The organism is Bradyrhizobium sp. CIAT3101 (genome assembly GCF_029714945.1).
In the GTDB taxonomy this organism is placed as follows: domain Bacteria; phylum Pseudomonadota; class Alphaproteobacteria; order Rhizobiales; family Xanthobacteraceae; genus Bradyrhizobium.
On sequence record NZ_CP121634.1, the window covers coordinates 2,409,968 to 2,435,100 of the forward strand.

Annotated in this window: 35 protein-coding genes; 14 read left to right on the forward strand and 21 right to left on the reverse strand. The window is 63.5% G+C overall.

Features of this window, described 5'->3' with window-relative positions; translation table 11 throughout:
- The first annotated feature begins 222 nt into the window (after nucleotides 1–222).
- A complete protein-coding gene (ettA, locus tag QA645_RS11210) occupies nucleotides 223–1,872 on the forward strand; it encodes an energy-dependent translational throttle protein EttA (protein WP_254133477.1) in 1,650 nt (549 codons plus the stop codon).
- Here the strand turns inward: ettA and QA645_RS11215 are convergent.
- Nucleotides 1,832–2,323, reverse strand: coding sequence for a hypothetical protein (locus tag QA645_RS11215; RefSeq protein WP_283050203.1), 492 nt, complete (start codon nucleotides 2,321–2,323; stop codon nucleotides 1,832–1,834). The two genes, ettA and QA645_RS11215, sit on opposite strands and share 41 nt — an antisense overlap.
- Nucleotides 2,324–2,422: 99 nt before the next feature.
- Here QA645_RS11215 and QA645_RS11220 point away from each other — a divergent pair, with 99 nt between their 5' ends.
- A complete protein-coding gene (locus QA645_RS11220) occupies nucleotides 2,423–3,646 on the forward strand; it encodes a lytic murein transglycosylase (protein ID WP_283053160.1) in 1,224 nt (407 codons plus the stop codon).
- A gap of 84 nt (nucleotides 3,647–3,730) precedes the next feature.
- Here QA645_RS11220 and QA645_RS11225 read toward each other — a convergent pair whose 3' ends face one another.
- A complete protein-coding gene (locus tag QA645_RS11225; protein ID WP_283050204.1) occupies nucleotides 3,731–4,015 on the reverse strand; it encodes a hypothetical protein in 285 nt (94 codons plus the stop codon).
- A gap of 239 nt (nucleotides 4,016–4,254) precedes the next feature.
- The gene (locus QA645_RS11230) at nucleotides 4,255–4,593 is read right to left on the reverse strand and encodes a hypothetical protein (RefSeq protein ID WP_254133474.1); all 339 of its coding nucleotides are present in this window, start codon (nucleotides 4,591–4,593) and stop codon (nucleotides 4,255–4,257) included.
- Between the two features lie 134 nt (nucleotides 4,594–4,727).
- On the opposite strand from QA645_RS11230, the gene QA645_RS11235 reads away from it, so the two are divergent.
- The 3 genes from QA645_RS11235 to bfr all read left to right on the forward strand — a co-directional run bounded on the left by QA645_RS11235 (nucleotide 4,728) and on the right by bfr (nucleotide 6,087).
- Complete coding sequence (locus QA645_RS11235) at nucleotides 4,728–5,027, forward strand: hypothetical protein (protein WP_283050205.1); 300 nt, start codon at nucleotides 4,728–4,730, stop codon at nucleotides 5,025–5,027.
- Nucleotides 5,028–5,193: 166 nt separating this feature from the next.
- Nucleotides 5,194–5,466, forward strand: coding sequence for a (2Fe-2S)-binding protein (locus QA645_RS11240; protein ID WP_148750587.1), 273 nt, complete (start codon nucleotides 5,194–5,196; stop codon nucleotides 5,464–5,466).
- Nucleotides 5,467–5,598: 132 nt separating this feature from the next.
- Nucleotides 5,599–6,087 carry a bacterioferritin gene (gene bfr / locus QA645_RS11245; RefSeq protein ID WP_011089420.1) on the forward strand — a complete coding sequence of 163 codons (489 nt, stop codon included), beginning with the start codon at nucleotides 5,599–5,601 and terminating at the stop codon, nucleotides 6,085–6,087.
- A gap of 73 nt (nucleotides 6,088–6,160) precedes the next feature.
- On the opposite strand, the gene QA645_RS11250 is transcribed toward bfr, so the two are convergent.
- From QA645_RS11250 to QA645_RS11265, 4 genes are all read right to left on the reverse strand, one after another.
- Nucleotides 6,161–6,763, reverse strand: a complete 603-nt coding sequence (locus QA645_RS11250; protein WP_283050206.1) for an MSMEG_1061 family FMN-dependent PPOX-type flavoprotein — start codon at nucleotides 6,761–6,763, stop codon at nucleotides 6,161–6,163.
- A 31-nt stretch (nucleotides 6,764–6,794) separates the two neighbouring features.
- The gene (locus QA645_RS11255) at nucleotides 6,795–7,196 is read right to left on the reverse strand and encodes a DoxX family protein (RefSeq protein ID WP_283050207.1); all 402 of its coding nucleotides are present in this window, start codon (nucleotides 7,194–7,196) and stop codon (nucleotides 6,795–6,797) included.
- A 76-nt stretch (nucleotides 7,197–7,272) separates the two neighbouring features.
- Complete coding sequence (locus QA645_RS11260) at nucleotides 7,273–7,617, reverse strand: hypothetical protein (protein ID WP_283050208.1); 345 nt, start codon at nucleotides 7,615–7,617, stop codon at nucleotides 7,273–7,275.
- Between the two features lie 140 nt (nucleotides 7,618–7,757).
- Nucleotides 7,758–8,819 (reverse strand): alpha/beta fold hydrolase, encoded by a 1,062-nt coding sequence (locus QA645_RS11265; RefSeq protein ID WP_283050210.1) that lies wholly within the window; start codon nucleotides 8,817–8,819, stop codon nucleotides 7,758–7,760.
- Between the two features lie 128 nt (nucleotides 8,820–8,947).
- Here QA645_RS11265 and QA645_RS11270 point away from each other — a divergent pair, with 128 nt between their 5' ends.
- Nucleotides 8,948–9,214: a DUF2277 domain-containing protein gene (locus QA645_RS11270; RefSeq protein ID WP_283050212.1), complete on the forward strand. Its 267-nt coding sequence runs from the start codon at nucleotides 8,948–8,950 to the stop codon at nucleotides 9,212–9,214.
- A gap of 96 nt (nucleotides 9,215–9,310) precedes the next feature.
- The gene (locus QA645_RS11275; protein WP_254133468.1) at nucleotides 9,311–9,523 is read left to right on the forward strand and encodes a hypothetical protein; all 213 of its coding nucleotides are present in this window, start codon (nucleotides 9,311–9,313) and stop codon (nucleotides 9,521–9,523) included.
- 3 nt (nucleotides 9,524–9,526) lie between these two features.
- On the opposite strand, the gene QA645_RS11280 is transcribed toward QA645_RS11275, so the two are convergent.
- The 3 genes from QA645_RS11280 to QA645_RS11290 form a co-directional block, all read right to left on the reverse strand.
- Entirely contained in the window at nucleotides 9,527–10,045 is a 519-nt protein-coding gene (locus QA645_RS11280; protein ID WP_283050214.1) for a collagen-like protein, read from the reverse strand.
- Between the two features lie 112 nt (nucleotides 10,046–10,157).
- Complete coding sequence (locus QA645_RS11285; RefSeq protein ID WP_237865850.1) at nucleotides 10,158–10,406, reverse strand: helix-turn-helix domain-containing protein; 249 nt, start codon at nucleotides 10,404–10,406, stop codon at nucleotides 10,158–10,160.
- 214 nt (nucleotides 10,407–10,620) lie between these two features.
- On the reverse strand, nucleotides 10,621–11,388 hold the full coding sequence (locus QA645_RS11290; RefSeq protein ID WP_283050217.1) for an SDR family oxidoreductase: 768 nt from the start codon (nucleotides 11,386–11,388) through the stop codon (nucleotides 10,621–10,623).
- A gap of 111 nt (nucleotides 11,389–11,499) precedes the next feature.
- On the opposite strand from QA645_RS11290, the gene QA645_RS11295 reads away from it, so the two are divergent.
- Entirely contained in the window at nucleotides 11,500–11,985 is a 486-nt protein-coding gene (locus QA645_RS11295) for a J domain-containing protein (RefSeq protein WP_254133465.1), read from the forward strand.
- Between the two features lie 6 nt (nucleotides 11,986–11,991).
- Here the strand turns inward: QA645_RS11295 and QA645_RS11300 are convergent, their stop codons facing one another.
- The 4 genes from QA645_RS11300 to QA645_RS11315 form a co-directional block, all read right to left on the reverse strand.
- On the reverse strand, nucleotides 11,992–12,630 hold the full coding sequence (locus tag QA645_RS11300; RefSeq protein ID WP_283050220.1) for a hypothetical protein: 639 nt from the start codon (nucleotides 12,628–12,630) through the stop codon (nucleotides 11,992–11,994).
- A 92-nt stretch (nucleotides 12,631–12,722) separates the two neighbouring features.
- Nucleotides 12,723–12,974, reverse strand: a complete 252-nt coding sequence (locus tag QA645_RS11305; RefSeq protein ID WP_283050222.1) for a hypothetical protein — start codon at nucleotides 12,972–12,974, stop codon at nucleotides 12,723–12,725.
- A 217-nt stretch (nucleotides 12,975–13,191) separates the two neighbouring features.
- Nucleotides 13,192–13,452 carry a hypothetical protein gene (locus QA645_RS11310; protein ID WP_283050223.1) on the reverse strand — a complete coding sequence of 87 codons (261 nt, stop codon included), beginning with the start codon at nucleotides 13,450–13,452 and terminating at the stop codon, nucleotides 13,192–13,194.
- A 106-nt stretch (nucleotides 13,453–13,558) separates the two neighbouring features.
- The gene (locus QA645_RS11315; RefSeq protein WP_283050225.1) at nucleotides 13,559–13,945 is read right to left on the reverse strand and encodes a RidA family protein; all 387 of its coding nucleotides are present in this window, start codon (nucleotides 13,943–13,945) and stop codon (nucleotides 13,559–13,561) included.
- A 346-nt stretch (nucleotides 13,946–14,291) separates the two neighbouring features.
- On the opposite strand from QA645_RS11315, the gene QA645_RS11320 reads away from it, so the two are divergent.
- Nucleotides 14,292–14,726 carry a hypothetical protein gene (locus tag QA645_RS11320; protein ID WP_283050227.1) on the forward strand — a complete coding sequence of 145 codons (435 nt, stop codon included), beginning with the start codon at nucleotides 14,292–14,294 and terminating at the stop codon, nucleotides 14,724–14,726.
- Nucleotides 14,727–14,877: 151 nt separating this feature from the next.
- On the opposite strand, the gene QA645_RS11325 is transcribed toward QA645_RS11320, so the two are convergent.
- From QA645_RS11325 to QA645_RS11335, 3 genes are all read right to left on the reverse strand, one after another.
- Nucleotides 14,878–15,573 (reverse strand): glutathione S-transferase family protein, encoded by a 696-nt coding sequence (locus tag QA645_RS11325; protein WP_283050229.1) that lies wholly within the window; start codon nucleotides 15,571–15,573, stop codon nucleotides 14,878–14,880.
- A 25-nt stretch (nucleotides 15,574–15,598) separates the two neighbouring features.
- Nucleotides 15,599–15,991, reverse strand: a complete 393-nt coding sequence (locus QA645_RS11330; protein WP_283050230.1) for a hypothetical protein — start codon at nucleotides 15,989–15,991, stop codon at nucleotides 15,599–15,601.
- 207 nt (nucleotides 15,992–16,198) lie between these two features.
- Nucleotides 16,199–16,423 carry a hypothetical protein gene (locus QA645_RS11335; protein WP_254133457.1) on the reverse strand — a complete coding sequence of 75 codons (225 nt, stop codon included), beginning with the start codon at nucleotides 16,421–16,423 and terminating at the stop codon, nucleotides 16,199–16,201.
- Between the two features lie 228 nt (nucleotides 16,424–16,651).
- Here QA645_RS11335 and QA645_RS11340 point away from each other — a divergent pair, with 228 nt between their 5' ends.
- Together QA645_RS11340 and QA645_RS11345 are read left to right on the forward strand one after the other, a co-directional pair.
- Nucleotides 16,652–17,089, forward strand: coding sequence for a VOC family protein (locus QA645_RS11340; RefSeq protein ID WP_254133456.1), 438 nt, complete (start codon nucleotides 16,652–16,654; stop codon nucleotides 17,087–17,089).
- Nucleotides 17,090–17,366: 277 nt separating this feature from the next.
- Nucleotides 17,367–18,095 (forward strand): SDR family oxidoreductase, encoded by a 729-nt coding sequence (locus QA645_RS11345; RefSeq protein WP_283050232.1) that lies wholly within the window; start codon nucleotides 17,367–17,369, stop codon nucleotides 18,093–18,095.
- A gap of 167 nt (nucleotides 18,096–18,262) precedes the next feature.
- Here QA645_RS11345 and QA645_RS11350 read toward each other — a convergent pair whose 3' ends face one another.
- Nucleotides 18,263–18,907, reverse strand: a complete 645-nt coding sequence (locus QA645_RS11350; protein WP_283050233.1) for a glutathione S-transferase family protein — start codon at nucleotides 18,905–18,907, stop codon at nucleotides 18,263–18,265.
- Nucleotides 18,908–19,402: 495 nt separating this feature from the next.
- Between QA645_RS11350 and QA645_RS11355 the strand changes: the two genes are divergently transcribed.
- Nucleotides 19,403–20,344, forward strand: a complete 942-nt coding sequence (locus tag QA645_RS11355; protein ID WP_283046012.1) for an IS110 family transposase — start codon at nucleotides 19,403–19,405, stop codon at nucleotides 20,342–20,344.
- 57 nt (nucleotides 20,345–20,401) lie between these two features.
- Here the strand turns inward: QA645_RS11355 and QA645_RS11360 are convergent, their stop codons facing one another.
- Complete coding sequence (locus QA645_RS11360; protein WP_283050235.1) at nucleotides 20,402–20,911, reverse strand: mismatch-specific DNA-glycosylase; 510 nt, start codon at nucleotides 20,909–20,911, stop codon at nucleotides 20,402–20,404.
- A gap of 96 nt (nucleotides 20,912–21,007) precedes the next feature.
- Here QA645_RS11360 and QA645_RS11365 point away from each other — a divergent pair, with 96 nt between their 5' ends.
- Nucleotides 21,008–21,493 carry a DUF4262 domain-containing protein gene (locus tag QA645_RS11365; protein ID WP_283050238.1) on the forward strand — a complete coding sequence of 162 codons (486 nt, stop codon included), beginning with the start codon at nucleotides 21,008–21,010 and terminating at the stop codon, nucleotides 21,491–21,493.
- 25 nt (nucleotides 21,494–21,518) lie between these two features.
- The gene (locus QA645_RS11370) at nucleotides 21,519–22,064 is read left to right on the forward strand and encodes a phosphohydrolase (protein WP_283050239.1); all 546 of its coding nucleotides are present in this window, start codon (nucleotides 21,519–21,521) and stop codon (nucleotides 22,062–22,064) included.
- Between the two features lie 150 nt (nucleotides 22,065–22,214).
- On the opposite strand, the gene QA645_RS11375 is transcribed toward QA645_RS11370, so the two are convergent.
- Together QA645_RS11375 and thiC are read right to left on the reverse strand one after the other, a co-directional pair.
- The gene (locus QA645_RS11375) at nucleotides 22,215–22,985 is read right to left on the reverse strand and encodes a hypothetical protein (protein WP_254194991.1); all 771 of its coding nucleotides are present in this window, start codon (nucleotides 22,983–22,985) and stop codon (nucleotides 22,215–22,217) included.
- A gap of 235 nt (nucleotides 22,986–23,220) precedes the next feature.
- The gene (gene thiC / locus QA645_RS11380) at nucleotides 23,221–25,119 is read right to left on the reverse strand and encodes a phosphomethylpyrimidine synthase ThiC (RefSeq protein WP_283050240.1); all 1,899 of its coding nucleotides are present in this window, start codon (nucleotides 25,117–25,119) and stop codon (nucleotides 23,221–23,223) included.
- Between the last annotated feature and the right edge of the window lie 14 nt (nucleotides 25,120–25,133).

Sequence of the window (25,133 nt, forward strand, 5' to 3'; positions counted from 1 at the left end):
CTGTGCTCCCCGTTCGTTCTGAGCGGGTGGCGCTGTTTCCGCGCGAAACCGAGCTTTGGCCTGATTTATTAAAAGATGGTTTCAATTGTCCGGAACGGGGTCAGGATGGTGTCCGCCCAGTATTCATCCGTGGTGAACGGAGGGAAAACATTGCCCTTTGGGGGCGGGATCGCTACATCGGCGGCAAGCAAAACTCCTCAAATTGAAGGTTTCACGGGACCGATGGCGCGCCAGTTCGTCTACTTCATGGAAGGCCTGACCAAGAGCTACCCGACCCGCAAGGTCCTCGACAACATCCGGCTGAGCTTTTACCCGGACGCCAAGATCGGCGTTCTCGGCGTCAACGGCTCCGGTAAGTCGACCCTGCTCAAGATCATGGCGGGCCTCGACAAGGAATATACCGGCGAGGCCTGGGTCGCCGAGGGCGCCCGCGTCGGCTATCTCGAGCAGGAGCCGCATCTCGACGCGGCGCTTTCCGTGCGCGAGAACGTCATGCAGGGCGTCGCCAAGCAGAAGGCGATCCTCGACCGCTACAACGAGCTTGCGGTCAACTATTCGGACGAGACCGCCGACGAGATGACCAAGCTGCAGGACGAGATCGAGGCCCAGGGCCTCTGGGATCTCGACAGCAAGGTCGACCAGGCCATGGACGCGCTGCGCTGCCCGCCCGACGATGCCGATGTGACCAAGCTCTCCGGCGGTGAACGCCGCCGCGTCGCGCTGTGCCGCCTTCTGCTCGACCAGCCCGAGCTTTTGCTGCTGGACGAACCGACCAACCATCTCGACGCTGAGTCGGTGTCGTGGCTCGAAGGCCATCTGCGCAACTATCCCGGCGCGATCCTGATCGTCACCCACGATCGCTACTTCCTCGACAACGTCACGGGGTGGATCCTCGAGCTCGATCGCGGCAAGGGCATCCCCTACGAGGGCAACTACTCGTCCTGGCTGATCCAGAAGCAGAAGCGTCTGGAGCAGGAAGGCCGCGAGGACGCCGCGCACCAGAAGACGATTGCGCGCGAGCAGGAGTGGGTCGCGTCCTCGCCGAAGGCGCGCCAGGCCAAGTCGAAGGCGCGCTACCAGCGCTATGAGGAGCTGCTCAAGCAGGCGAGCGAGAAGCAGACCCAGACCGCGCAGATCATCATCCCGGTCGCCGAACGTCTCGGCGCCAACGTGGTCGATTTCGAAACCCTCAGCAAAGGTTATGGCGATCGCCTGCTGATCGACGATCTCACCTTCAAGCTGCCGCCCGGCGGCATCGTCGGCGTGATCGGTGCCAACGGCGCCGGCAAGACCACGCTGTTCAAGATGATCACGAAGCAGGAGACGCCGGACAAGGGCACGATCACGGTCGGCGAGACCGTGCATCTCGGTTATGTCGACCAGTCGCGCGATGCGCTCGACGGCAAGAAGACCGTGTGGGAGGAAATCTCCGGCGGCAACGAACTGATCCTGCTCGGCAAGAAGGAAGTGAACTCGCGCGGCTATTGCTCGTCGTTCAACTTCAAGGGCGCCGACCAGCAGAAGAAGGTCGGCGCACTCTCCGGCGGTGAACGCAACCGCGTCCATCTCGCCAAGATGCTGAAATCCGGCGCCAACGTTCTGCTGCTCGACGAACCGACCAACGACCTCGACGTCGACACGCTCCGCGCGCTCGAAGAGGCGCTGGAGGATTTTGCCGGCTGCGCCGTCATCATCAGCCACGATCGCTGGTTCCTCGACCGTATCGCGACCCACATCCTGGCCTTCGAAGGCGAGAGCCACGTCGAGTGGTTCGAAGGCAACTTCCAGGACTACGAGAAGGACAAGATGCGCCGGCTCGGCCAGGACAGCATCATTCCGCACCGCGTGAAGTACAAGAAGCTGACGCGGTGATCAGCCGGTCTCGCAGGTTGTCGAACCTGTCGAGAAAGGCGTGGGCGCGTGGCAGCGCGTCGTGAAGAAACTGCTTTGGCTCACGCAGCCAAAGCCCTTCGATTTCGCGAGATCGTTGATTCGAGATCAGGACGTCCATCGGCAGATCGACGAGCGTTGCGTCCCAACCTGGAAAGAACCGGCGTGCCCGCCGAAAGCTGAGCGACAGCAGCTGAGCTTCCGTCGTGAGTCCGTGGTAGTCGAACGTATTGCGGCCATCGGTGACGAAGATGTGGTGGCCGATATAGCCGGGCGCCGGCTTGATCCAGCGCGCGTGAAAGCCAAGATCCGCGTATCGTTCCAGAAATGCATAGGCCAGCACCTGGCAGGCGCCATTAGCGAAGAACTGGCGGTCCGGTCGGTGCCATCGACGAACAGGGTCATCCTTGACGTTGACCTTCGGGAAGAACATCGCGCTTCCGACCTTCTCCGGCTACAACCGCAAACGAGCGTTGCGACTCGGTCGATCTCCGAGCCTTCAGGAACAGGTGCGGAAATGCAATATCGGACAATGATCAAGCTGGCCGGCGCCCTGCTATGGATCGTTCTGCTCGGTTCGCAACCGATCCACGCCGCCGATGCCGCCTTCACCCAGTTCATCGCCTCGCTCTGGCCGGAAGCACAGGAGGCCGGCGTCTCGCGTGCGACATTCGATCAGCAGACGCGCGGGCTCGAGCCGGATTACAAGCTGCCTGATCTGATTCTGCCGGGCCGGCCTGCGACCGGCGCGCCGTCGCAGGCGGAATTCGTGCAGGTGCCGGCGGACTACGTCCGGGAAGGCTCGATTGCGAATCTCGCGGGCGAGGGGCAGCGGTTGCTGCAGAAATACAATGCTGCGCTGACGAAGATCGAGAACAGCTCCGGCGTGCCCGCCACCGTGATGCTCGCGATCTGGGGCCGCGAGACCGATTATGGCCGCTATACGCTGCCTTACGATCTCGTCCGCGTCCTGGCGACGCAGGCCTATGTCGGACGGCGCAAGGACACCTATCGCAACGAGTTCATTCTCGCGCTGAAGATCCTCGGCGAGGGCGTGGTGACGCGCAAGGACATGCGCTCGTCCTGGGCCGGCGCCACCGGGCTCACGCAGTTCCTGCCGTCCGAATATTACAAGCACGGCGTCGATTTCGACGGCGACGGCCGCATCGACATCTGGCACTCGGTGCCGGATGCGCTGGCTTCGGCTGCGCAGCAGCTCGTCAACAAGGGCTGGCAGAGCGGCGTGCGCTGGGCCTATGAGGTCAAAGCGCCGGCAAAGGTCGACTGCACCACCGGCGTGCCCGAGGTGACGAAGCCGATCGGTCAGTGGCTGCGTGAAGGCTTCGTGCCGGTGCGTGGCGAGAAGCTCAGCGCGGCCGAGCAAGCACAGCCGGCATCACTGCTCCAGCCGGAGGGCATCTATGGTCCGGCGTTCCTGACCACGAAGAACTACTTCGTCATCAAGGAATACAATTTCTCGGACCTCTATGTGCTGTTCGTCGGTCATCTCAGCGACCGCATGACGAGTCCGCTCCCGTTCGCGACGCCGTGGTCCGCGTCGAAGCAGTTGCGCACGAAGGACGTCGAGACGATGCAGCGCGGGCTGACGCGCGCAGGTCTCTACAAGGACAAGATCGACGGCAAGGCCGGCATGCAGACGCGCGCTGCGCTCGGCGCCTATCAGAAGTCGGCCGGGCTCAAGGTCGATTGCTGGCCGAGCGAAGAGGTGCTGCGTTCGATCCAGGCGGCGCGCTGACAAGGCCCGCTAAAAAGAAAAAGCCCGGCCGATGGTCTCGGCCGGGCTTCGATCGCGGCGCTCGATCAGCGCCGTGCGATCAGATCAGTAGCAGACGCGAACCGGGCGAACGATCCAGCCGTAACCGTCCCAATAGCGCTGGCGCTGCCAGTAGCAGGGCGGGGGCGGCGGGCCGGGCTCGGCCACGTACACCGGTCCGCCGTAAGCGGGACGGCTCGACGCGATGGCGCCGCCGATGATCGCGCCGCCGAGCAGGCCGGCCGCGATGCCGACACCGACGCCGTCATGGGCCTGGGCGGACGGCGTGGCGGTCACCAGCGAACCGGCGATCGTCGCAACCGTGAGGGCGGCAACAATAGTCTTCTTCATGCTCTTGGCTCTCCTGGGAGATGGACGCACCTTGTTAGAGGCGCCCGGGATTTAAAAGTTCACGCGCATTTGGATCGAATTGGCCTTGCAGCTAGGAAGCGCGCAAATGGTCAATCCGCGGTAAACGCACACGGAGCTGTGACGAGAAAAAGCGGTCTTTTTCAGGCCCGCAGATGAACGGCGCATCCGTAGTGAACCGGCTCATTTTGAATCGGTCCAACCGAGCGGCTTAACGCGCCTCAGCCGCAAACTCGGACGCGCCGGACGCGCCAGGCGTAGCCGTCCCAGAAGCGCTGCCTCTGCCAGACACAGCCATCGCCATAATAATCGTCGGCGACGTAGCCCGGACCCGGCGCGTAGTAGCGGGGCGGATAGTAGCCGGGGCCGTAACCCGGGCCATACGCATAGCCCGGTCCGGGTCCGTAATAATACGGGGAGGCCAGTGCGCCCCCGACGATGGCGCCCCCGATGATCCCCGCGGCGACGCCGGCAGCGACACCGCGCTGTGCGTGGGCCGGTGTACCCGCGGCCAAAACCAGGGTGACGGCGGCGGCGACCGCCATAAGCGACTTCTTCATTCGGGCGACCTTTCAGCGAACACGGAACTCTTCCGGCCAAAGTTCCATATTTCGCTTGAATGATCAATGAACGGCGCGTTGGTCGGCCGCGACCAATTGGTGGAAATGGCGGCTTTCAAGCCTGGGAGACCACGATGAACGTCCTGACCAATGCCCTGATCGCACTGGGTGCCGTCGGCGTGGTTGGCTATGCCCTGATCACCCATTTTCAGAACCGCGCGGCGCGCCCGCGCGCGAGGGCAGGCGGTAACGGCGGAAGCAGCGACGGCTATTCGGATACGACGAATGACGGCTTCTCGCTCGGAAGCTGGTTTTCCAGCGACAGTTCCGGAAGTTCGACCGACAGCGGCAGTTGCTCCGTCAGCGATAGCGGCAGCAGTGGCGGAGATTGCGGTGGCGGAGGCGATAGCGGGGGAGGCGGGAGCAGCGATTGAGCCCAGTTCGGTATCATCTTGATCCAGCGCAACGCGCTATTTTAGAGCCGTTCTAGGCTGTTTCCTGGCCAGTTTGGAATAGCTTGAAATACCGGTTTTTCCTTTTGCATCCGGACGGCCCCTTAAATATCGATGATGGCGCATCACCGAAGGGCCTACCGCTTCCATGATCGTTTGTTCCTGTAACGTGCTGAGCGATGACGACATCCGCGCCGCCGTCGCCGAGTCCGACGACGCCGTGCGTCATGCCAAGCAGATCTACGGATGCCTCGGCTGCAGCGCCGAGTGCGGCCGCTGCGCCCGGACGATCAAGACCATCATCGACGAAGCGCTCGGCCCCTGTGCCAAGTCCTGCTGTTCCGGCTGCCCGCACAGCCACACCGTGGCCGCCAACGATGAGGCGGCCCAGCCCGCCCAGTTCGCCCTCGCGGCCTGCTGATAACTTCCGCAAATTCGGCTGAGCTTTTCCCCGGCTGCGTCCCCGTAGCCGGTTGCTCTCGCGTTTAATCTCATTTAGAAGCATTCTAAAGTCGGATAGGTCCGATTTGGACTGCAAGATCTGGAGTGAACCATGCAGGGCGACGCAAAAGTCATCGACTATCTCAACAAGGCGCTGCGTCACGAGCTGACTGCGATCAACCAGTACTGGCTGCACTATCGCTTCCTCGACAATTGGGGCCTGCTGGACATGGCCAAGGTCTGGCGCAAGGAGTCCATCGAGGAGATGGAGCACGCCGACAAGCTCACCGCGCGCATTCTGTTCTTCGACGGCTTCCCGAACATGCAGGTGCTCGATCCCCTGCGCATCGGCCAGAACGTCAAGGAAATCATCGAGTGCGACCTCGCCGCCGAAATGAGCGCGCGCGCGCTCTACCAGGAAGCGGCGACCTACTGCCACGGCGTCAAGGATTACGTCACCCGCGACCTGTTCGAGAAGCTGATGAGCGACGAGGAGCACCACATCGACTTCCTCGAAACCCAGCTTGATCTGATCGGCCGCATCGGCCTTGAGCTCTATACCCAGAAGCACGTCGGCGGGCTCGAGGGCGAGGGGCACTAAGCTCCGGCGCCAGCCTTATGAAACGAGGCCGTCCCGGCTTTCGTCGGGACGGCCTTTTTGTTCGAACTCGCGGTTACAGCTGAGTCTTGTAACGTTCTTCCACGATCTCCTGGCTTTCCGGCTCGCCGAGTCCGGTCTGGTCGTGGATCACCTGGGCGACACTCGGCATTACCGAGCGCTCTACCTTCTCCGGCGCCCATAGCTTTGAGCGCATCAGCGCCTTGCCGCAGTGGAAATAGACCTCGCTGACAGCGACGCTCAGCACCGCACGCGGCGGCTTGCCGAACTCGACCATCGACGCGAGCAGCTCCGGCTCGGCCGACAGCGTGCCGCGCCCGCCGACGCGCAGCGTCTCGTCGATACCCGGCACGAAGAACAGCAGGTGCACGAAGCCGGAGCCTTCGACGACGTTGCGGAAACTGTCGATGCGGTTGTTGCCGGCGCGGTCGGGCATCAGCAGTTGATTGGGGCCGGCAACATGGACGAAGCCGACGCCGCCGCCGCGGGGTGAGGCGTCGACGCTGCCGTCGATGCCTGATGTCGCGAGCACGCAGAACGGCGACATCTCGATGAATTTCTTCGCATGCACGTCGATCGCCGGACGCGCCTTCGCGATCACGCGCGGGGTCGGCTTCGCATAGATGGTGGCAAGGTCTTCGGCGCAGAGGTCGGTCACGAAGGTCTCCCTGATTGAGGCTTCAAGGATATCATTCCCCGGCCTGACCACTATCCCCTTTATGACGCCGCCTTGGCCAGTCGATCACGCCGGCGCAGTAAAGCGCCCACCAGATGATCACCGGCTGGAGCGCCAGCCGCGGCCCGTGATAGAGCCAGCTATTGGGGATGGGCGGAAGGTCGATGCCTTCGAGGGCGTGCTTGATGTTCGCCGGCCAGACGCAGAGCGCATAGAGTGCAAGCGCGACGCCAGCCCACCAGCGAAACGGTCGCGTCACCAGCGCGATGGCGCCCACGATTTCGGAGAGGCCGGTGATGAGGATCAGCTGCGCAGCAAACGGGACCCAGGATGGCGTGATCGCGAGCAGCTTGTCCGGAACACGGAGATGCGCGATCCCCGCCGCAAGGTAGAACGCCGCGAGCACGAAGCGCATCACGGCGCGCGTTCGGTCGTTTGCAGGGGGCATCAGCTGAACTAGCACGCGCGGCGGCGAGGCGCCATCGTGCGCGCTACACTGCGTCGGCGGGCACGAAGCAACTGATGATGATGGCGCCGCGGTGGTGGACGTACCACACCACGGCTTGACCGACCGGATTGCCGCGATCGCGGATGATGGCGCGCTCGGGCACCTCCATCCATTGTCCCTCGATCGGTACCCAATAGGCGCCTTTGCGCACGTCGTAGTCGGTGCGATGGCCATCGGAGATGTCGCAGCAGGGTACGCCGTTCGGCGCGATCACGCTCTTGAACCAGGCGCGGATGTCGGGCGGAACGTTGTCGTATTGGCCGTTGTCGAACGCGAACGCGGCGCTCGTCATCGCGGCGAGCCAAACGCACAGCGCAAGCCTGTGCATGCAATCCTCCTCATCGCGTGTCGATTCGTATCGTTGACGCGATTAAGCCCGAGCCGCCGGCTCATTGCATGCTCAAATAATATGCGGCGCTGATGCGCCGCACATGATGCGTTGCGACATCGAGGTCGTTCCGACGATGCCTACATCGTGCGCTGCGGTGCAGTCTGCAGCAATTGCCGAACCTGCTCGGTGTAGAATTTCGCGTTGCCGGTGGTGCCGTGGCCCCGCGTCTCGGTGCTTGCCGGGATGAGATACAGCTTGCCGTTCTTGACACGCTTCATTGCAGCGTCGGTCACGCCGGTCTCGGGCGGATTGCGCTCGTCGTCGGCGGAATTGATCAGCAGCAGCGAGGCCTCGATCTGCTCCAGCTTGTCGCCGGCGTTGTAGTCGTGCGAGGAATCCCACTGGTAGACGTAGTCGTTGGCATCCGCGGTGATCGGCGTCGCCAGCCGATCGTCGACGATCTTGTCGGCCTTTGCTGCGGTCGGTGCCTGTTGCTGATAGGCCAGCGTGCCGCCGATGCTGGCGATGCCATAGGCCGTGATGGCGTATTTCATCATGCGCGGCTGGCTGGTGTAATTGCCGCCGTTGTAATCGGGATCGTTGCGGATGGTGTCGAGCATGATCCGCCGCATCATCCAGTTGCGCGACGCCATCTCGGTCGGTTGCGAGGCCATCGGCACCAGCGCGTCCATGTCCTTGGGATATGTCTCGCCCCACAGCCAGGTCTGCATGCCGCCCATGGAGTTGCCGATCACGAGCCGCAGATGCTTGACGCCGAGGCCTTCGGTCACGAGGCGATGCTGCGCCTCGATCATGTCGTCGTAATTGTATTTCGGGAAGCTCGTCTTCATGCCGTCGGACGGCTTCGACGATTTGCCGTGGCCGATCGCGTCGGGAATGATGATGTAATATTTGGACGCATCGAGCGGCTGTCCGGCGCCGAACATCTCGCCGGCGAATGCGGGTGTCAGCATGCTCGCGCCCGAGCCGCCGGTGCCGTGCAGCACGAGCACCGGTTGTCCGGTCGGTTCACCTACAGTGGTGTAATGCAGCTTCAGTTCCGGCATGACCTCGCCGGTGTGGAACTTGAAATCCTTGGCAACCCAATCGCCCTGTTTCGGCGCCGGATAGTCGGCGGCGAATACCGATGTCGAGATGGACAGCAGAATGACCGACAGCGCCGCACAAGAAGCTTTCATGTTTGTCTCCCCATAAGCGGCTCATGGCTCGTGGCCGCGTTGGGATGGACTTTAGCAGAAGTGTCCGGAAGGATGTAGGATTTCGGCTCCGCCGATCGTCTTATGAGGAAATCATCGGGAGAGACTGCATGTGTCGCAACATCAAGACGCTGTTCAATTTCGAGCCGCCGGCGACGGAGGACGAGATCCATGCCAGCGCGCTCCAGTTCGTGCGAAAGCTCTCCGGCTTCAGCAGGCCGTCGCAGGCCAATGAGGCAGCCTTCGACCGCGCGGTCGTCGAGGTCTCGGAGGCTGCGCGAAAACTCCTGACGTCGCTTCACACCCATGCACCGGCGCGCGACCGCGAGGTCGAGGCGGAGAAGGCGAAGGAACGTTCGCGGCTGCGTTTCGGCTAGCGGTCCGGCCGGGCTCGACCGTGATCTGGCTCACGGAAGCGATGGCCGTCACGCGCGATGATGCTCGCCGGGGTTTTGACAACCCGGAGCACGATCATGAACCGCCCCCTTCTTCCGCTGAAAGCAGGTGCCATCGTTTTCACGCTGTTGTGGACCGCGTGGATGATGTGGTGGAGCGGCTCGTTCTCGAGCGCGAACATGGTGATCCTGGCCATCTGCGGCGCGGCGGTCGGTTATCTCTGGTACCGCGCCATGCGCTGGCAATTCGAGCGCATGGGCATGCTGCCGCGGCGTGAGGATCGGAAGTAGGCGCTAGTCCTTGTGGCCGTGCTTCTTCTTTTTCTTCTTTTTCTTGTGATCGTCGTCTTCGTCATCGTCGCCATCGGCGGAGGCATCGTCAGCCTCCTGCACGGCGGCCTCCAGCGCCGCACGCTCGGCAGCTTCCTGCGCTTCGCGCTCGGCGGCCTCCTGCTCGCGCTGGCGGCGGCGCTCATCCCAGGCGTCGAAGAGTTGCTCGAGCCATGGCAGCACCTGCTCGATCGACGGTAATTGGCCGGGCGGACCGGCTTCGCCGCGCGGGCCCTGAGGACCGGCGGGCCCTTGCGGACCTGAGGCGCCCCGCGCACCGGCTTCGCCCGCCTTGCCCGGCAGACCGGCCTTGCCCTGCGCTCCGGCTTTTCCGGCCGGCCCCGGCTTGCCCTGCGGGCCCGGCTTGCCGCGTGAGCCGTCGGGGCCCCGCTTGCCCGGATGACCCTGCGGTCCCGGCCGTCCCGGTTCGCCCTGCCGTCCGCGCGGACCCTGGGGTCCCTGCCGTCCCTGTTCGTCTGCCACGCCGCTGCTCCTTTTGCGCACGCAAGCTACTTAGCGGCGTTTGACGACAGCAGCAATTCCGCCCGCGCCTCGTGGCGGGCTTGATCAACATCAATCGGCGCGGCGGGGCGCGTCAATCGTGATACGCCGGCACCTCGATGCCGGACGCCGCGTAGATCCTGATCTTGTTGCGCAGCGTGCGCACCGACAGGCCGAGCACGCGCGAGGCACGCGTGCGGTTGCCGTCGCAGCGTGCGAGCGTCTGGAGCACGAGCTCACGCTCGACCTCGCCGACGGTCGCGCCGATCAACAGTGGAACGATCTCATTGGGTGCAAGAAATTGCGCGCCCTGCTCGGGCGCCGCGACATGAACAGTGGTCATCAATACACTCCCCGATCAACGCCCGCTTCCATCGTTGGAAGCGGATCGAGAACAAACGACCCCCAAGCCGAATATCCTAAGCCGTACATCTACGGTGGGCGGGTTTGGTTAACGAAAGGTTAATTGCGCGCGATCGCACGAATTGACCTTGGGAATGCCGCCGCGCCGCCGCGATTGGCACGAGATGCATAGCGATGCGGACCGATTTCGCGCCTCACACCGTGCGATATCCGCCATCCACCATCACGATCGTGCCCGTGACGTAGGACGACAGGTCCGAGGCGAGGAAGATCGCTGGGCCGACGATGTCCTCCGGCTTGCCGGTGCGCGCGAGCGGGGTGTGGTCGACGAAGGCCTGCACCAGCGCCGGATTGGTGGCGCGCACATGCGCGTTGATGTTGGTCTCGATGAAGCCCGGCCCGATCGCGTTGACGCGCACGCCTTCCTTGCCGAGCTCGACCGCGAGCGCCTTGGTGAAGCCGAGCACGCCGTGCTTCGAGGTGGTGTATGCCGCCGAGCTCGGCGTGCGCAGATGCACGAAGGACTGGATCGAGCCGATATTGACGATGCGACCCTTGGCTGCACGTAAGGGCGCGAGGAACGCCTGCGTCATGTTGAAGACGCCATTGAGGTTGAGCGAGATGATGTCGTTCCAGTCCTTCGCGACCGCCTCGGTCTCGGCGGTGAAGGCGTTGCGGCGGGTGATGCCGGCATTGTTGACGAGGATCGAGACCTGCCCGACCTTGTCGGCGATGGTCTTCGCCAGCGCAAAGCAATCGTCGCGTTTGGTCACGTCGAGCGCAAAGCTCTCCGCCTTGCCGGCGGCTTTGCGGATCTCCTCGGCGGCTGCCGCGACCGTGTCGGCGTTGACGTCGAGCAGCACCACCCGCGCGCCCTCGCGGGCGTAGCCGGCGGCGATGGCCCGGCCGATGCCGGAACCGGCGCCCGTGACGACAGCGATGTGGTTTGCGAGCAATGCCATGACAATTTCCTCCCGGATTCGTTTCTAAGTTTCATGAAAGGCTAACTCGAAATTAAGGGGTCGGAAACGGCCGCCTTGGCATACTCGTCTTCATTGCTAAACGTTGCGCGCATGATGGAACGACTTGAATCCTGGAAATTGGCGCTCGAGCGCCTGCGGTCGGCGGAATTCGCCGACTGGGCCGAGGCAGGGCGGCTGGTGGCCGAGATCGTGCGGATGAGCACCAATGCCACGCTGCGGCAGGCCGCCGAGCAGGCGCTGCCCGTGTTGCGCCAGGCTGCCGACAATGACGATCACGGCGTCACGCTGGCCGCACGGCGCCGCGTCGGCGTGATCCTCGACGTCGTCCATGATCTGACCGCGCCACGCTTCGGCCGTCGCAACGCCGCGCCGAAGAAGCTGTCCAGCGAGGACCGCGCGCGCAAGATGCTGGGCCTGCCGCTCGCGGTGCAGCTCACCTGCGACGACATCAACCAGGCCTATCGCCGCGCCGCCAAGGGCATGCATCCCGACCAGGGCGGCAGCGCGCAGGCCTTCATCGACCTCAGCTCCGCGCGCGATATTCTCATTCACCCCGGCGCGCACAAGGACGCCTGACGGCGCTCAGCTCTTGTTGACGCAGCTCGGATAGGGCGCGGCTTCGCCCGGCATGATCGGGCAGAGATCGATCGGGCTCAGATCGCGCAGGCGGGCTTCCCAGCGATCGTCGTTGACCGGCGGCTCGTCGCTTTCGGGGCCGCGCTCGGCCCATTGGATGGTGTAATAGTCGGTCGTGCCCTTGAGCGTGATCAGCAGCGCAGTCTCGCTGTGCCGCGTCGGGCCGCTGTCGATGCGGCCGCAACCGACCACGGCGACAAAGCCCTCGAAGCGGCCGAATGTCGTCTCGCCCAAAGGCCTCGCCGCAAAACTGTCCGGGCAGGCCGTCTTGAATCCGCCTGCGATGGTGCCCGCAAAAATCTGCGGCGATGCGCCCGGCGTCAGCGTCATGCCCTTCTCGCCGGTGACCGTGATCATCTGCGTCCAGCGCTCGGGCGTCTCGCCCTTGAGCACGGCTTCGCGGATGTAGTGGCCGCCCTTGGTGTTCTCGAACACGGCCGCGAAATTCGACGGCATCGCGAAGCTGACGAGCTGGCTGAAGATCGGCGAGATCACGCGGAAGGATTGCGGGGCCTGCGCCTGCGCTGCTGCGGCGAGCAGGAGCACAGCGGAGAAAGCAGCCAGCGTCGTCGTCCGTGCGCGCATCGACCTGCTCCAATCCGCGAGGTGAAAAAACGACCGGGCAAGGATGCTAGCATCGCATCCTTGCCCGGCCCTGTCGTCCGCCGATCGAATTATTACCAGCTGCAGTGACCGGCCTTCAATGCGTTATCCTTCAGCGCGAGCGCGTCGAGGAAGGTCGGCACGGACGCGCTGGCGCGATGGTAGCCGGCCGGCCACGGCGTGGTCGGGATGCTCTCGTCCCAGATCTGGCACACGCCGCTGTCCTGCCAGCGGATCAGATGATAGCCGGCTTCGGCCGGGCTCGCGGCGACGAAGGCGACAGCAGCGACACCGGCGGCAGCGCACAGCATGGAAAGACGACGCATGGATCAGCTCCTCAAAATGAAAGATGTGATGCGCCTCCCGACAATGGCGGGGAGGGGGTGCGGGGCGCTCTCAGCCTGTGCCCCGAACAAGAGGTGAGTAGTTCCGTGTGCTGATCAGGTTCAAACCGCAAATGGCGGAAATGGCGGAATTCGCTGGCCAAAAGCAGAGGGCGGGCTGCTTGCGCAACCCGCCCTCGAACTGGATCGGCCGATCGGCTCAGAGAAAGCAGCGGCGCTCGGCGCGCAACTTGATCTGGAGCTCGGAGGCCTGCGTGAAGGTCGGCAGCGGCTTGCTGACGACCTTGTAGGTCGACGCGCCCCACTCGAACGGCTTGTAGCGGAGGTCCTCGTTCCAGACCTGGCAGATGCCGGTGTTGTCCCAGCGGATCACGTAATAGCCGGTCTTCGCCGAGGCCGGCACGGCGAACACGGAAGAAGCGATGCCGGCAACGGCACAAAGGGCGAGAACGCGACGCATGAAAGATCTCCTGATGGGAACGTGACGGGAGACTGGTGCGGCAAAACTGCGCAGCTTGCAAGCCCGGCGTGACCGATCACGGATATGTCAGGCAGATCCCGGTTGACTATCCTTTCGCCAGCGAGGCCACCGCCTCGATCTCGATCAGCATCTTCGGATCGGGTAGCGCGTGCACGACGCAGGTGGTGCGTGCGGGAAAGGGCGGCGGGCCGAACGCGCCGGCATAGAGCGCATTCATCGCGGCCACGTCCGAGGCGCGGGTCAGGAGCACGTTGACCTTGGCGAGGTCGCGCATCGTGGCGCCGGCCTCGTCCAGCACGCGCTTGATGTTGACGACGACATTGGCGAATTGCGCCTCGAAGCCGTGGGGCAGCGCGCCATGGGCGTCGAAGCCGGGAATGCCGGAGACGAACAGCAGGTCGCCGACGCGGGTCGCGAAGGAGAGCGGCGGCGCCTTGACGTGCGGCGGGGCAGCGAAATGCTGGATCGGCATGGGGGACCTCGCATGCAATGATGATGGCGTGCGGGAGAGCGTAGCGTCATGCGGGGCATGCTCCAACACAAAACGCGAAAACAACCCCATGCACAGTAGGGATCATTGGCGAAATCCAGATTTCGGGAAGGCAGAAAAAAGTTTGACCCGTCGGGCAAAACACTGGCAGGATGGCATGGTGGGGTGATGCGGGTGAGCGCGGGCGGCTTGCTTCGCCTCTCCCCGTAAGAACGAGGCGAGGGAGCACACCGACGGCGCTCCCCATCATGTTGCCGCCGCGATCGATCGGATACATTGCAGCGACTGATTCGCTTTCCCCTTGAAAAATAGCCCCCGGAGACGCCTCATGAAGATTGCTTCCACCCTGCGTGCCGCACTCGTCGCCCTTGCAGCACTGGCCGGCCTCTCGACCGCGGCGCAGGCCGATGGCGGCACCGTGGTGCTGACGATCTACAAGGCGGGCTGGATCATCGGTGGCTCCGGCGGCTCGGGCGTGCTGAACTTCCGCGGCCGCTCCTATTCGCTCTCGACCGGCGGGCTCGACTACGGGCTCGTCTTCGGTGGCTCCAAGACCGTGCTGCGCGGCCGCGTCTCCAACATCAACCGTCCCTCCGATGTCGCCGGCGTTTATGGCGCCGCCGGTGCCGGCCTCGCGGTCGGCCGCGGCGCCCGCGCCATCGTGCTGACCAACCAGAAGGGCGCGGTGCTGGAGCTGTCGGGCTACCAGACGGGGTTGATGGCGAATGCCGATCTGAGCGGGCTTGCGATCACGATGCGGTAAAAGACGGTGCTGTAGGGTGGGCAAAGGCGCGTAGCGCCGTGCCCACCATTCGCGCGCGATGGATACAGATCGTGGGCAAGCTTTCCGCCTTCGCTCTTCGAGCTACGGCGCGACAAGCCGCTTTGCCCACCCTACGAGATCCCGGCCGTGGCTACTTTCCGCTCACCATCGCATGAACCCGCTCGCAATGCGCGACGAGGTTCTTGTGCGCATCGACGAACGCCTTCAGCGGCGTCGGGATCGGAAAATAATAGATGTTGGCGATGAAGCCGTAGATGCCGGCGTCACAGCTGGTCGGCCGCTCGCCATCGACGAAACCGTTTGCGGGCACGATCTCGGCCAGCACCTGCAGATCGGCTAGTCCTCGCGCATAGGCCTGCTCGGGCGTGTAGCGGCCGATGCCCTGGTAGTGATAGCGCTGCGCATTATAGGCCTTCGCCTTCTCGAAGCCGGCGGCGTCGATCTGCGGATGCTGCGCAATAAAGCCGTCGCGGAAGGCGGGATAATAGCGCTCGTCCTTCCAGCGCGAATACGACATCACCCAGTAGAGATCATCGAGCATGCGCGTGACGAGGTGATGGGTGCGGCGCTGCGCCGGCGACAGCGCCGCATCAATGGTCAGGTGATATTTGGCGATCGCATGCGCGATGATGGTCTCGCTGTCGCCGATGGTCTCGCCGTCATCGACCACGTAGGGAAGCTGCCCGCGCGGTGCGGCGGAGGCGTCGAACACATGCTCGTGCACGAACGGCACACCAGCGAGCTTCAGGAAAGCGTAGACCTTGAGCCCGTAGCCGTTGTTGTCGGCGACGCCGAAGAGCTCCGGATACGAATAGAGCGTCAGCATGGTGGCTCCTCCCAGAAAAATTGGACTATGGGGCCGGTTCGTCCGCGCGCTTGCCGGTGGCGCTCGCCTGCGCGCGCTTGCTGGAGCGGATCATCAGGAACGAGCCTGATGTGCCCGGCAGCCGCCAGCGCCCGTCGATCTCGGTCGCCTCTCCGTTCATGATGCCGTCGTAATGGACGATGTCGAAGCCGTAACCCGGCGGCTCGTAGCGTTTGACGAACGACACGGCGTGGCCTGAGCGATGGCCCGTGATCGAGGCGCTGTGGGTTCGCACCGGACAGCGCGGATTCGAGCAGGGTTCGGTGACGTGGCCTGCGAGCGCGCCGCCAGCCTCGACCAGCGTCGCGGTGAACGTGACCATTCCCGTGCCGGGTTGAATGTAAGTGCCGTCCCAGACACCGGAGAGATCGTCGCTCATGGCGGCGGCTTCCTCGACATGACGTGCGCCGGTTGAGGCTCGGCTGTTCCGTCCCACGTTCTTTCACTCCAAGTCGTATCGCCGCCATCACGCCCTTGCAATAGGCTGCATGCGACGTCGATCGATCGGAGGACGGCCGGCGTCATTCATTTGACGGAGGTAAGGCGAATTGCGGGTTAGCTTACCGCGCCGTGGACTTGTGCGAACTCATCTGACCGTGCCGACCACGTAACAGCCGCGCGAGCTTTCGTAGCACGGCTTCCATTCGCTGAAGCTACTGTCCCAATAGACGTTGTAAGTGGCGCATGGGTGCGCCTGATTTCCACATTGGCCTGTTTGCGCCTCCGCAGTCTGGAGGAATTGCCGGGCCGCGATGATGCTGAGCGCTGCTGCAATGACCGTCAGCACGGATTTGGTGTATCGGTCTGTCATATCCAATCCTCTACTCGCTGCAAAATAATAAACCTATGGTAGTGCAGGCTAGCAGTGCACACTGATGCAAAGCAAGCGCAGGACGGGTGGCGCGGAGCAAAATTCGTCCCAGGAACTGCCTGGGTCTAAAAAATTCCGTACCGCTGTCGGGGCGATGTGCCCGGGCTCGTCCTTGGGATGGCGGCTTGCAGTTCGCCCGTCCGGTCCCAGATAAAAGGATATTCGCATATGACCTCCATCACGCCGTTTCTCTGGTTCGACAACAATGTTCCGGAAGCCGTCGCCTTCTACAAGTCGGTATTCCCCAACGCGAAGGTCGAGACCGTCAGCGATTTCATGGCGGTGTTCGAGCTGGAAGGACAGCGCTTCAACGCGCTCAATGGCGGGCCGCAATACCGCTTCAACGAGGCGGTGTCGTTCTTCATCAGCGTCGAGACGCAGGACGAAGTCGACTATTTCTGGAGCCGGCTCACCGCCGACGGCGGCGAGGAATCCCGCTGCGGCTGGTTGAAGGACAAGTTTGGGCTCTCGTGGCAGGTGGTTCCGACAGCGCTTGGCCGGTACCTCGGCGATGCCGATCGCACCAAGGCCAATCGCGTCATGCAGGCCATGATGGCGATGCGGAAGATCGTGATCGCGGATCTCGACAAGGCGTATGCGGGGTGACGCAGTGACGCGTCGCGGTTTGGCGGAATGTCGTATCCAAACCGAAAGTGTCGTCCCGGCGAACGCCGGGACCCATAACCCCAGGGAGTGGTTTGGCGAGGACTCGAAGTCCGGTACTGCTGTCGCCACAACCGATAGAATCCGCGGTATGGGTCCCGGCGTTCGCCGGGACGACGGCTGAGTGTGACGTACAATCGCTAATCCACGCTCACGCCGATCAGCTTCGCCAATCCGCCTTGCATCGCTATACTGCTGACATCAGCAGGATGGTGATCTCATGGCAAACGAATTGGCAGGCAAGGTTGCGGCCGTGACCGGGGCTGCGTCGGGCATCGGGTTGGCGAGCACTGAAGCAATGCTGGCCGCGGGCGCGCGCGTCGTGATGGTCGACCGCGACGAGGCCGCGCTGAAGGCGCTCGGCGACAGGCATGGCGACGCCGTGATCCCGCTGGTGGTCGATCTGCTAGACCCGAAGGATTGCGCGACGTTGCTGCCGCGCGTTCTGGAGAAGGCAGGGCAGCTCGACATCCTGCATGCCAATGCCGGCACCTATGTCGGGGGCGACCTCATCGATGCCGATAATATGGCGATCGACCGGATGCTGAATTTGAACGTCAATGTCGTGATGAAGAACGTGCACGACGTGCTGCCGCACATGATCGAACGCCGGAGCGGCGACATCATCGTCACGAGTTCTCTTGCGGCGCATTTTCCGACGCCATGGGAGCCGGTCTATGCGTCGTCCAAATGGGCGATCAATTGCTTCGTCCAGACGGTGCGGCGCCAGGTCTTCAAGCACGGCATTCGCGTCGGCTCGATCTCGCCCGGCCCGGTCGTCACCGCGCTGCTCGCGGACTGGCCGGCGGAGAAGCTCAGGGAAGCCAGGGATTCCGGCAGCCTGCTGGAGGCCAGCGAAGTGGCTGACGTCGTGATGTTCATGCTGACACGGCCGCGCGGCATGACCATCCGCGACGTGGTGATGATGCCGACCAATTTCGATCTGTAGGGCGCGGTGCCGTAGCTTTTGTAGGATGGGTAGAGCGCAGCGAAACCCATCACCCGGTCTGCGGTCTAGCCAGCCCTGTGGCGCAGTCGAACAGGCGCACCTGTTGCTTCGGTCCAGTTAATGGGTTTCGCTTCGCTCTACCCATCCTACGGAATACGGCACCGTGCCTAGCCGGCCGCCGCCGTGAAAACCGCCAGCTGCGCATCGAACGCGCGCTGGAACGCCGGCCGCGCTTCGCCGCGGGCGACATAGGAGGAGAGGGTCGGATAGTCGTCGAGGATGCGCGATGCAGCCAGCCTGCGCAGCACCGTCACCATCAGGAGATCGCCGGCGCTGAACGCGCCGTCGAGCCAGTCGGCGCCGCCGAGATGGCGGGCCAGTTCGCCGAGCCGGACGCAGACCCGGTCCCTCAGGATCGGCAGCCGCACCTCATACCAGCTGCTGTCACGTTCGGTCAGGATCGCCGTCCCCAGCTCGCCGATCGGCGGTTCGACGGTGTTGACGGCGGCAAACATCCACGCGATGGCGCGCGCCCTGGCGTTCGGCTCGCCCGGCAGCAGACCGGCATGACGCTCGGCGATATGCAGCACGATGGCGCCGGTCTCGAACAAGACGAGGTGACCGTCCTCGAAGGTCGGGATCTGCCCGAACGGATGCAGCGCAACATGCTGGGGCTGCTTGATTTGATCGAACGTCACGAGGCGAACGTCGTAGGGCTGGCCCACCTCCTCCAACGCCCACCGGATCCGCATGTCGCGCGCCAGACCCCGGCCGCGGTCGGGAGAGTTTGCGAAGGCGGTGATGGTGGGCATGCGAGATCTCCGGGGTGATGGCGGTTTGGACCAGAGGACGAACGAGCGGAGCGGATTCCGACAGTCTCTCCGGTGCGCACGGTCCCGTAGGGTGGGCAAAGGCGCGCTCTTCGCGCGCCGTGCCCACGTCCTGTCGATTGGTGGAGAGATCGTGGCACGGCGCTGGGGCGCCTTTGCCCACCCTACGAACTTCGCAGTTCGGCGCGATAGCCTGGCCAAATCCACGGTGTCGTCCCGGCGAACGCCGGGACCCATAACCACAGGGAGCAGTTTGGCGAAGACTCACAGTTCTGCACTGCTACCGGTCTCAACCGATGGATTCCGCGGTATGGGTCCCTGTGTCTTTGAAGTCTGTCAGGATGGGTTGGGCGGGAAGCCGTTGGGTCCTTGGCGCTTGACGCCGTGAGCCGGCTCGGCCTCCCGCCCGTTCCATTACCAACCTGAACAGTTGCACGAGGCTGCGGCAACAGACCTCGCATCACAGGGACAGGCACCGTGATCATACCTCTTCGTTACGTCGGAATCGACGTCTCCAAAAAGCATCTCGATATCTTTGATGAAGCTGACGGTGTGCCCAGGCGTATCGCCAACGCGGCACAGGCCATCACACAGCAGGTGGCGCGTTGGCGATGCGATGCGCTGATCGTCTTCGAGGCCACGGGTACCTATGACCTTGCGCTTCGCGAGGCCCTGGGCCAGGCCGGTGTCCGCTTCGCCCGGATCAATCCGGCTCGAGCTCGCGATTTTGCGCGGGCCAGCGGCCAACTTGCCAAAACCGACCCGATCGATGCACGGATGCTGGCGGCTTTTGGCCGGGTCATGCAGCCGGCAACCGAGCAGGCCGCCAATCCCGCCCGCAACGCCTTGTCGAGGCTTGCAAAACGGCGGGATCAGCTGGTTCTCATGCGCGCGCAGGAGAAGAACCGGCGCAGCGAGGCTGACGACCGCGCCATGGCCGAACGGATCAGCCGCCTTATCGAGGTTCTCGACGGCGAAGTTGCCGAGATCGAAGCCGACATCAAGGCGCTGACCAAGGCCGAGCCGGAGATCGCGGACGATGCAAAGTTGATCCGCTCGCTTCCGGGTGTGGGTCCCGTGGCTTGCATGCAGCTCATCTCGAAGATGCCGGAACTCGGACGTGTTGGTGCAAAACAGATCGCGGCACTCGCGGGCCTTGCCCCCTTCAACGTCGACAGCGGCGTCTTCCGTGGCAAACGCAAGATCGCCGGCGGTCGAAAGCGCGTTCGTGACGCCCTCTACATGGCTGCCCTCAACGCGGTTCGCCGGGCCGATCCGTTCAAGGCCTTCTACGCACGACTGCGACAGGCCGGCAAACCAGCCAAGCTCGCTCTCATTGCCGTCGCCAGGAAGCTCCTAACCGTCCTCAACGCCATGATGCGCGACAGGAAGCCCTACCTTCAGACCGGGCCGACATAACAGTTGCCGGCCTTCGCCGGGACGACGGCGGTGTTTGAGGCGCGACCGCAACCCGCCCTACGCCGCAATCCACGCCGCAAGTTCCCGCCAGGGCTCCAACGTCCAATGCCCCGACGCCGCCCCGGACGGCGACGGCAACACGAACACCTCAGGCCAACTCTCGTCCCGCACCTGCCGCCCCAACAAAATCCCGCGCGACGGCCGGCCATAAAACAAGCTCGCCGCCTTCTTGCTCGTGAACGCAATCGTCCGCGGCCGATATTTTTCGATCTTGGCCCGAAAGCCCGGCACGTCGATCGTCTCCGCCGCGATCTGGTGATCCATCCCCGCACCCGACTTGGAAAGATCGGTGAAGCCGATCCCGAGCTCGATCAGCGATGCGAACTCACCCGGCTGATACCGTCGCGGCGTGATCCCGGCCTCATGGATTGCGCGCCAGAAGCGGTTGCCGGGATGGGCGTAGTAATGCCCGAGTTCGGCCGAGTGCGTCGAGGCGGCGGTGCCGACGAAGACGAGGCGGAGGTTTTCGCGGAGCTGGTCGGGGAGGCGGTGACTAGTGTTGGACATTTTCGATGCGACTATTGACTTGCTTCTTCGCTGAATCTGCCGTCGGTATTGTCAGGGCACGCGAGCGCCGTGTGCCTCTGGCCGGTTGGGGGAAGCATGCTAGACCAGTTTGAGTGGCCCGAGCCCGAGCACGAAGCCGACAAGGTCGTTTTGCGCAACGTCCGCAACCACGGCTGCCATATCACGGGCATACCTGATGCCAATCCGCCGTTTGCATTTTCAATCGGTCTGTACCTGAACTACGGCCACCCCGAACTCATCATCTTCGGCCAGAGCTTCCACAGCGCGCAGGCCATCATCAATCTTATCCGCGATCGCGCCGCCGCGGGGCATAAGTTCGTCGACGGTGATATCTCCGACGAACTGCTGGAGAACGGCTACAAGCTCGGCTTCTGGCAGGTGCCGTTCGGGGCCTATCCTGATTATCTCGGCATTGCGATCTGGTTCTACCGGAAATCGCAGCTCGCGTTCCCCTGTCTCCAGATCGTCTGGCAGGATGCTGACCGTCGTTTCCCCTGGGAGGCGGACTGCTCGCTCGACGTCAGACGGGACCAACCGTTGTTGAAGAGGACGGTCTCTTGATGTTGTCCTTCGAAATGGCCTGACGATGGACCGCGAAGAATTGGCCGTCGCCTATGCCGCGCCGGGCCGCCACTATCACAACCTCGCGCATATCGAGGACTGCCTCGCCGCGCTTGCGCAGGTGGAAGGGCCCTCGGCTCATGAGCGCGAGATTCTATCGGAAGCGATCTGGTGGCACGACGTCGTCTACGACCCGACCCGCTCGGATAACGAAGAGCTCAGCGCACAATTGGCCGAACAGCACATGCGCGCCGATATCAGCCGCGAGGTCGGTCGCCTGATCCGTCTGACGAAGACGCACGACGTCGCGGCGGATGATCGCCTCGGGGCCATCCTGATCTCGATCGATCTCAGCATTTTGGGCGCGGAGCCGGCGCGCTACGACGCCTATGCCGCGGCCATCCGGCAGGAGTTCATCCACGTCAGCGATGCCGACTATCGCGCCGGCCGCGCCGCGGTGCTCCGCAGGTTCGCCGCCCGCCCGGTCATCTATCCAGACGCGAACTTTGCCGCGAAATACGATCGCCGCGCGCGAGAGAATCTCGCGCGGGAACTGGCGTCGTTGAGCTGAGCTGCGTAGGGTGGGGTAGCCGTTCACAAGCGCGGTCGTTCAACACCTAACAGTGCAAGGCGTAACCCGCCACGGCTGGCGAGGTTTTGGATGCAAGGTGGTGGGTTACGCTACGCTAGCCCACCCTACGGGCTTGCTGCGCAGCGTAGGTTAATGCAGCGTAGCCCACCAATCGTCCAGCATCCTGCGTGCTGTCACGAGCATTGGCACAAGCAATCGCCCTGCAACGGTCATGCAGCCGGGGTCGTTCTGCTCTTCTTTCTCCTTGAGGACGCCAGCGGCAACAAGCGCGGCACGGTCATCCGGGCAAAACTCGGATGATTTTCGATCCAACTCCTCGAGACTAAGTGGCGTTGAGAGAATGCAGGCATCCGTGCCGCGATGCCCTGTGCGGTACGCGATTGATTTGAGAATCAGCTTGTAAGCTCGGGTCGCCGTGATCTCGTGATCCCATGGAGATTGCAGCCACCAATTGCCAGCGACGATCCGCGCGGTGGAGACGACACCGACGTGGTAGGACGTCGTTTCGTCGCCAAAGCTCGCGGAAAACGCATAGCGCCAATTCCAGGCCTCGACGTTCAGATCGAACGGAACAAGAAGATACTTGAACGAGGGCGCATTTCCTTCGTCCGCTGTTCGCTGGATGAACCGGTCTGCCACCTTGGTCGCCTCGAATTGCGTGGGCGTTGCGAGCAATTCGGATCCGAGCGGAAGGTCTAGAGCTTGCACAGAGACGGGGGCGGTGAGCACACGCCGAAGCGCGCAAACCAGCGGCTGAACGAAGTCCGTGCGTTTCAAGTCTGACTGGATGTAGAGCACGACTTCCGCAGGTGCGATCGGCCGGGCAACCTCGTGCGGCTGCTCCTGCGCCAGCGCGCCGGACGTCCCAGCGAGCAGGAAGGAAAATATCAGATGGTGCAATCTGTACTTCAAGGTGCGATACGGCTCGCCTACCTGCCTTTGTTCTACCTTGTACCGACATAAAATGAGAGAACAACCAAAGGGTGCGAAGACTTCACAGGTTGGTTAGCGAAGTGCAACCACCATGCAAAAGAAGGAAGCGAATGACGATTTCGTGCTCGCTCATTGCCGCAAACAAAAAAGGCCGGGCGCTTCAGCGCCCGGCCTGTCGTTTGGTGGGTGCGCGCTTATAGGCTCACAGCACCCGATTGCTCTCCTTCACCTTCTCCGCATCCAGATACAGGCTCTCGCCCATCTCCTTGAACTTCGCGCTCATCTTGGCCATGCCGTCCTCGGCCGCGCCGCTCATCGACATGCCGATCGAGTTCGGATCGTTCAGCGTCGCGGCGTAGTCGCGGACGTCCTGGGTGATCTTCATCGAGCAGAACTTTGGGCCGCACATTGAGCAGAAATGCGCGACCTTGTGGGCTTCCTTCGGCAGGGTTTCGTCGTGGAAGTTCTTGGCCGTGTCGGGATCGAGGCCGAGGTTGAACTGGTCGCTCCAGCGGAAGTCGAAACGGGCGCGCGAGAGCGCGTCGTCGCGGAGCTGGGCGGCCGGGTGGCCCTTGGCGAGATCGGAGGCGTGCGCGGCGATCTTGTAGGTGATGACGCCGACCTTGACGTCGTTGCGGTCGGGTAGCCCAAGATGCTCCTTCGGCGTGACGTAGCAGAGCATGGCGCAGCCGAACCAGCCGATCATGGCGGCACCGATGCCCGAGGTGATGTGGTCATAGCCCGGCGCGATGTCGGTGGTCAGGGGCCCGAGGGTGTAGAACGGCGCTTCGCCGCATTCCCTAAGCTGCTTGTCCATGTTGATCTTGATCTTGTGCATCGGCACGTGACCGGGGCCTTCGATCATGACCTGGCAGCCCTTGTCCCACGCGATTTTTGTCAATTCGCCGAGCGTTTCGAGCTCGGCAAATTGCGCGCGGTCGTTGGCGTCGGCGATCGAGCCCGGACGCAGGCCGTCGCCGAGCGAGAACGAGACGTCATACTTGCGCATGAGGTCGCAGATCTCGTCGAAATGGGTGTAGAGGAAGCTTTCCTTGTGATGCGCCAGGCACCACTTCGCCATGATCGAGCCGCCGCGGCTGACGATGCCGGTGACGCGGCTGGCGGTGAGGTGGATGTATTGCAGGCGCACGCCGGCGTGGATGGTGAAATAGTCGACGCCCTGCTCGCACTGCTCGATCAGCGTGTCCTTGTAGAGCTCCCAGGTCAGCTTGACCGGATCGCCGTTGCACTTCTCCAGCGCCTGGTAGATCGGCACGGTGCCGATCGGAACCGGCGCGTTGCGCAAAATCCACTCACGGGTGGTGTGGATGTTGCGGCCGGTGGAGAGGTCCATCACGGTGTCGGCGCCCCAGCGGATCGCCCACACCATCTTCTCGACCTCTTCCTCGACCGACGACGTCACCGCCGAGTTGCCGATATTGGCGTTGATCTTGGTCAGGAAGTTGCGGCCGATGATCATCGGCTCGAGTTCGCTGTGGTTGATGTTCGAGGGGATGATGGCGCGGCCGCGCGCGATCTCGCTGCGCACGAACTCCGGCGTGATGAAGGCGGGCACCGCGGCGCCAAAGCTCTCGCCGTCGGCAAGGGCGGCTTCCGCGCGTTCGAGCTGCTGCTTGCGGCCGAGGTTTTCGCGCTCGGCGACGTAGATCATCTCCTTGGTGATGATGCCGGCGCGCGCGAATTCGAGCTGGGTGATCTTGTGGCCGTCGAGGCCGCGCAGCGGCTTGTGATAGGCGCTGAAGGCGCGCGCGGCGTGGTCGGTGGAGACGCTGCCATTGTCTTCCGGCTTGATCTGGCGGCCGTCATATTCCTCGACGCCGCCGCGCTCCAGCACCCACGCCTTGCGGCCGCGCGCGAGACCGGCGTTGACGTCGATGGTCACGGACGGATCGGTGTAGGGGCCCGAGGTGTCGTACACCGGCAGGTTCGGCTCGCCGGCACCTTCCGAGAGGATGATCTCGCGCAGGGGCACGCGGACATCCGGCGCGGCATCGGGCGATGCGAAGATTTTTCGCGAAGAGGGCGGCGGGCCGGTGGTGACGGCAGGCACGGTCTTGTCGGGGTTGGAGCGGATGTTCATGGGATCCTCCGGTT

Bases quoted from the DNA above. Each gene is read 5' to 3' on its own strand.
- ettA (WP_254133477.1), top strand. From the start codon at position 223: ATGGCGCGCCAGTTCGTCTACTTCATGGAAGGCCTGACCAAGAGCTAC.
- QA645_RS11215 (WP_283050203.1), bottom strand. From the start codon at position 2,323: ATGTTCTTCCCGAAGGTCAACGTCAAGGATGACCCTGTTCGTCGATGG.
- QA645_RS11220 (WP_283053160.1), top strand. From the start codon at position 2,423: ATGATCAAGCTGGCCGGCGCCCTGCTATGGATCGTTCTGCTCGGTTCG.
- QA645_RS11225 (WP_283050204.1), bottom strand. From the start codon at position 4,015: ATGAAGAAGACTATTGTTGCCGCCCTCACGGTTGCGACGATCGCCGGT.
- QA645_RS11230 (WP_254133474.1), bottom strand. From the start codon at position 4,593: ATGAAGAAGTCGCTTATGGCGGTCGCCGCCGCCGTCACCCTGGTTTTG.
- QA645_RS11235 (WP_283050205.1), top strand. From the start codon at position 4,728: ATGAACGTCCTGACCAATGCCCTGATCGCACTGGGTGCCGTCGGCGTG.
- QA645_RS11240 (WP_148750587.1), top strand. From the start codon at position 5,194: ATGATCGTTTGTTCCTGTAACGTGCTGAGCGATGACGACATCCGCGCC.
- bfr (WP_011089420.1), top strand. From the start codon at position 5,599: ATGCAGGGCGACGCAAAAGTCATCGACTATCTCAACAAGGCGCTGCGT.
- QA645_RS11255 (WP_283050207.1), bottom strand. From the start codon at position 7,196: ATGCGCTTCGTGCTCGCGGCGTTCTACCTTGCGGCGGGGATCGCGCAT.
- QA645_RS11260 (WP_283050208.1), bottom strand. From the start codon at position 7,617: ATGCACAGGCTTGCGCTGTGCGTTTGGCTCGCCGCGATGACGAGCGCC.
- QA645_RS11265 (WP_283050210.1), bottom strand. From the start codon at position 8,819: ATGAAAGCTTCTTGTGCGGCGCTGTCGGTCATTCTGCTGTCCATCTCG.
- QA645_RS11270 (WP_283050212.1), top strand. From the start codon at position 8,948: ATGTGTCGCAACATCAAGACGCTGTTCAATTTCGAGCCGCCGGCGACG.
- QA645_RS11275 (WP_254133468.1), top strand. From the start codon at position 9,311: ATGAACCGCCCCCTTCTTCCGCTGAAAGCAGGTGCCATCGTTTTCACG.
- QA645_RS11285 (WP_237865850.1), bottom strand. From the start codon at position 10,406: ATGACCACTGTTCATGTCGCGGCGCCCGAGCAGGGCGCGCAATTTCTT.
- QA645_RS11290 (WP_283050217.1), bottom strand. From the start codon at position 11,388: ATGGCATTGCTCGCAAACCACATCGCTGTCGTCACGGGCGCCGGTTCC.
- QA645_RS11295 (WP_254133465.1), top strand. From the start codon at position 11,500: ATGATGGAACGACTTGAATCCTGGAAATTGGCGCTCGAGCGCCTGCGG.
- QA645_RS11300 (WP_283050220.1), bottom strand. From the start codon at position 12,630: ATGCGCGCACGGACGACGACGCTGGCTGCTTTCTCCGCTGTGCTCCTG.
- QA645_RS11305 (WP_283050222.1), bottom strand. From the start codon at position 12,974: ATGCGTCGTCTTTCCATGCTGTGCGCTGCCGCCGGTGTCGCTGCTGTC.
- QA645_RS11310 (WP_283050223.1), bottom strand. From the start codon at position 13,452: ATGCGTCGCGTTCTCGCCCTTTGTGCCGTTGCCGGCATCGCTTCTTCC.
- QA645_RS11315 (WP_283050225.1), bottom strand. From the start codon at position 13,945: ATGCCGATCCAGCATTTCGCTGCCCCGCCGCACGTCAAGGCGCCGCCG.
- QA645_RS11320 (WP_283050227.1), top strand. From the start codon at position 14,292: ATGAAGATTGCTTCCACCCTGCGTGCCGCACTCGTCGCCCTTGCAGCA.
- QA645_RS11325 (WP_283050229.1), bottom strand. From the start codon at position 15,573: ATGCTGACGCTCTATTCGTATCCGGAGCTCTTCGGCGTCGCCGACAAC.
- QA645_RS11330 (WP_283050230.1), bottom strand. From the start codon at position 15,991: ATGAGCGACGATCTCTCCGGTGTCTGGGACGGCACTTACATTCAACCC.
- QA645_RS11335 (WP_254133457.1), bottom strand. From the start codon at position 16,423: ATGACAGACCGATACACCAAATCCGTGCTGACGGTCATTGCAGCAGCG.
- QA645_RS11340 (WP_254133456.1), top strand. From the start codon at position 16,652: ATGACCTCCATCACGCCGTTTCTCTGGTTCGACAACAATGTTCCGGAA.
- QA645_RS11345 (WP_283050232.1), top strand. From the start codon at position 17,367: ATGGCAAACGAATTGGCAGGCAAGGTTGCGGCCGTGACCGGGGCTGCG.
- QA645_RS11350 (WP_283050233.1), bottom strand. From the start codon at position 18,907: ATGCCCACCATCACCGCCTTCGCAAACTCTCCCGACCGCGGCCGGGGT.
- QA645_RS11360 (WP_283050235.1), bottom strand. From the start codon at position 20,911: ATGTCCAACACTAGTCACCGCCTCCCCGACCAGCTCCGCGAAAACCTC.
- QA645_RS11365 (WP_283050238.1), top strand. From the start codon at position 21,008: ATGCTAGACCAGTTTGAGTGGCCCGAGCCCGAGCACGAAGCCGACAAG.
- QA645_RS11370 (WP_283050239.1), top strand. From the start codon at position 21,519: ATGGACCGCGAAGAATTGGCCGTCGCCTATGCCGCGCCGGGCCGCCAC.
- thiC (WP_283050240.1), bottom strand. From the start codon at position 25,119: ATGAACATCCGCTCCAACCCCGACAAGACCGTGCCTGCCGTCACCACC.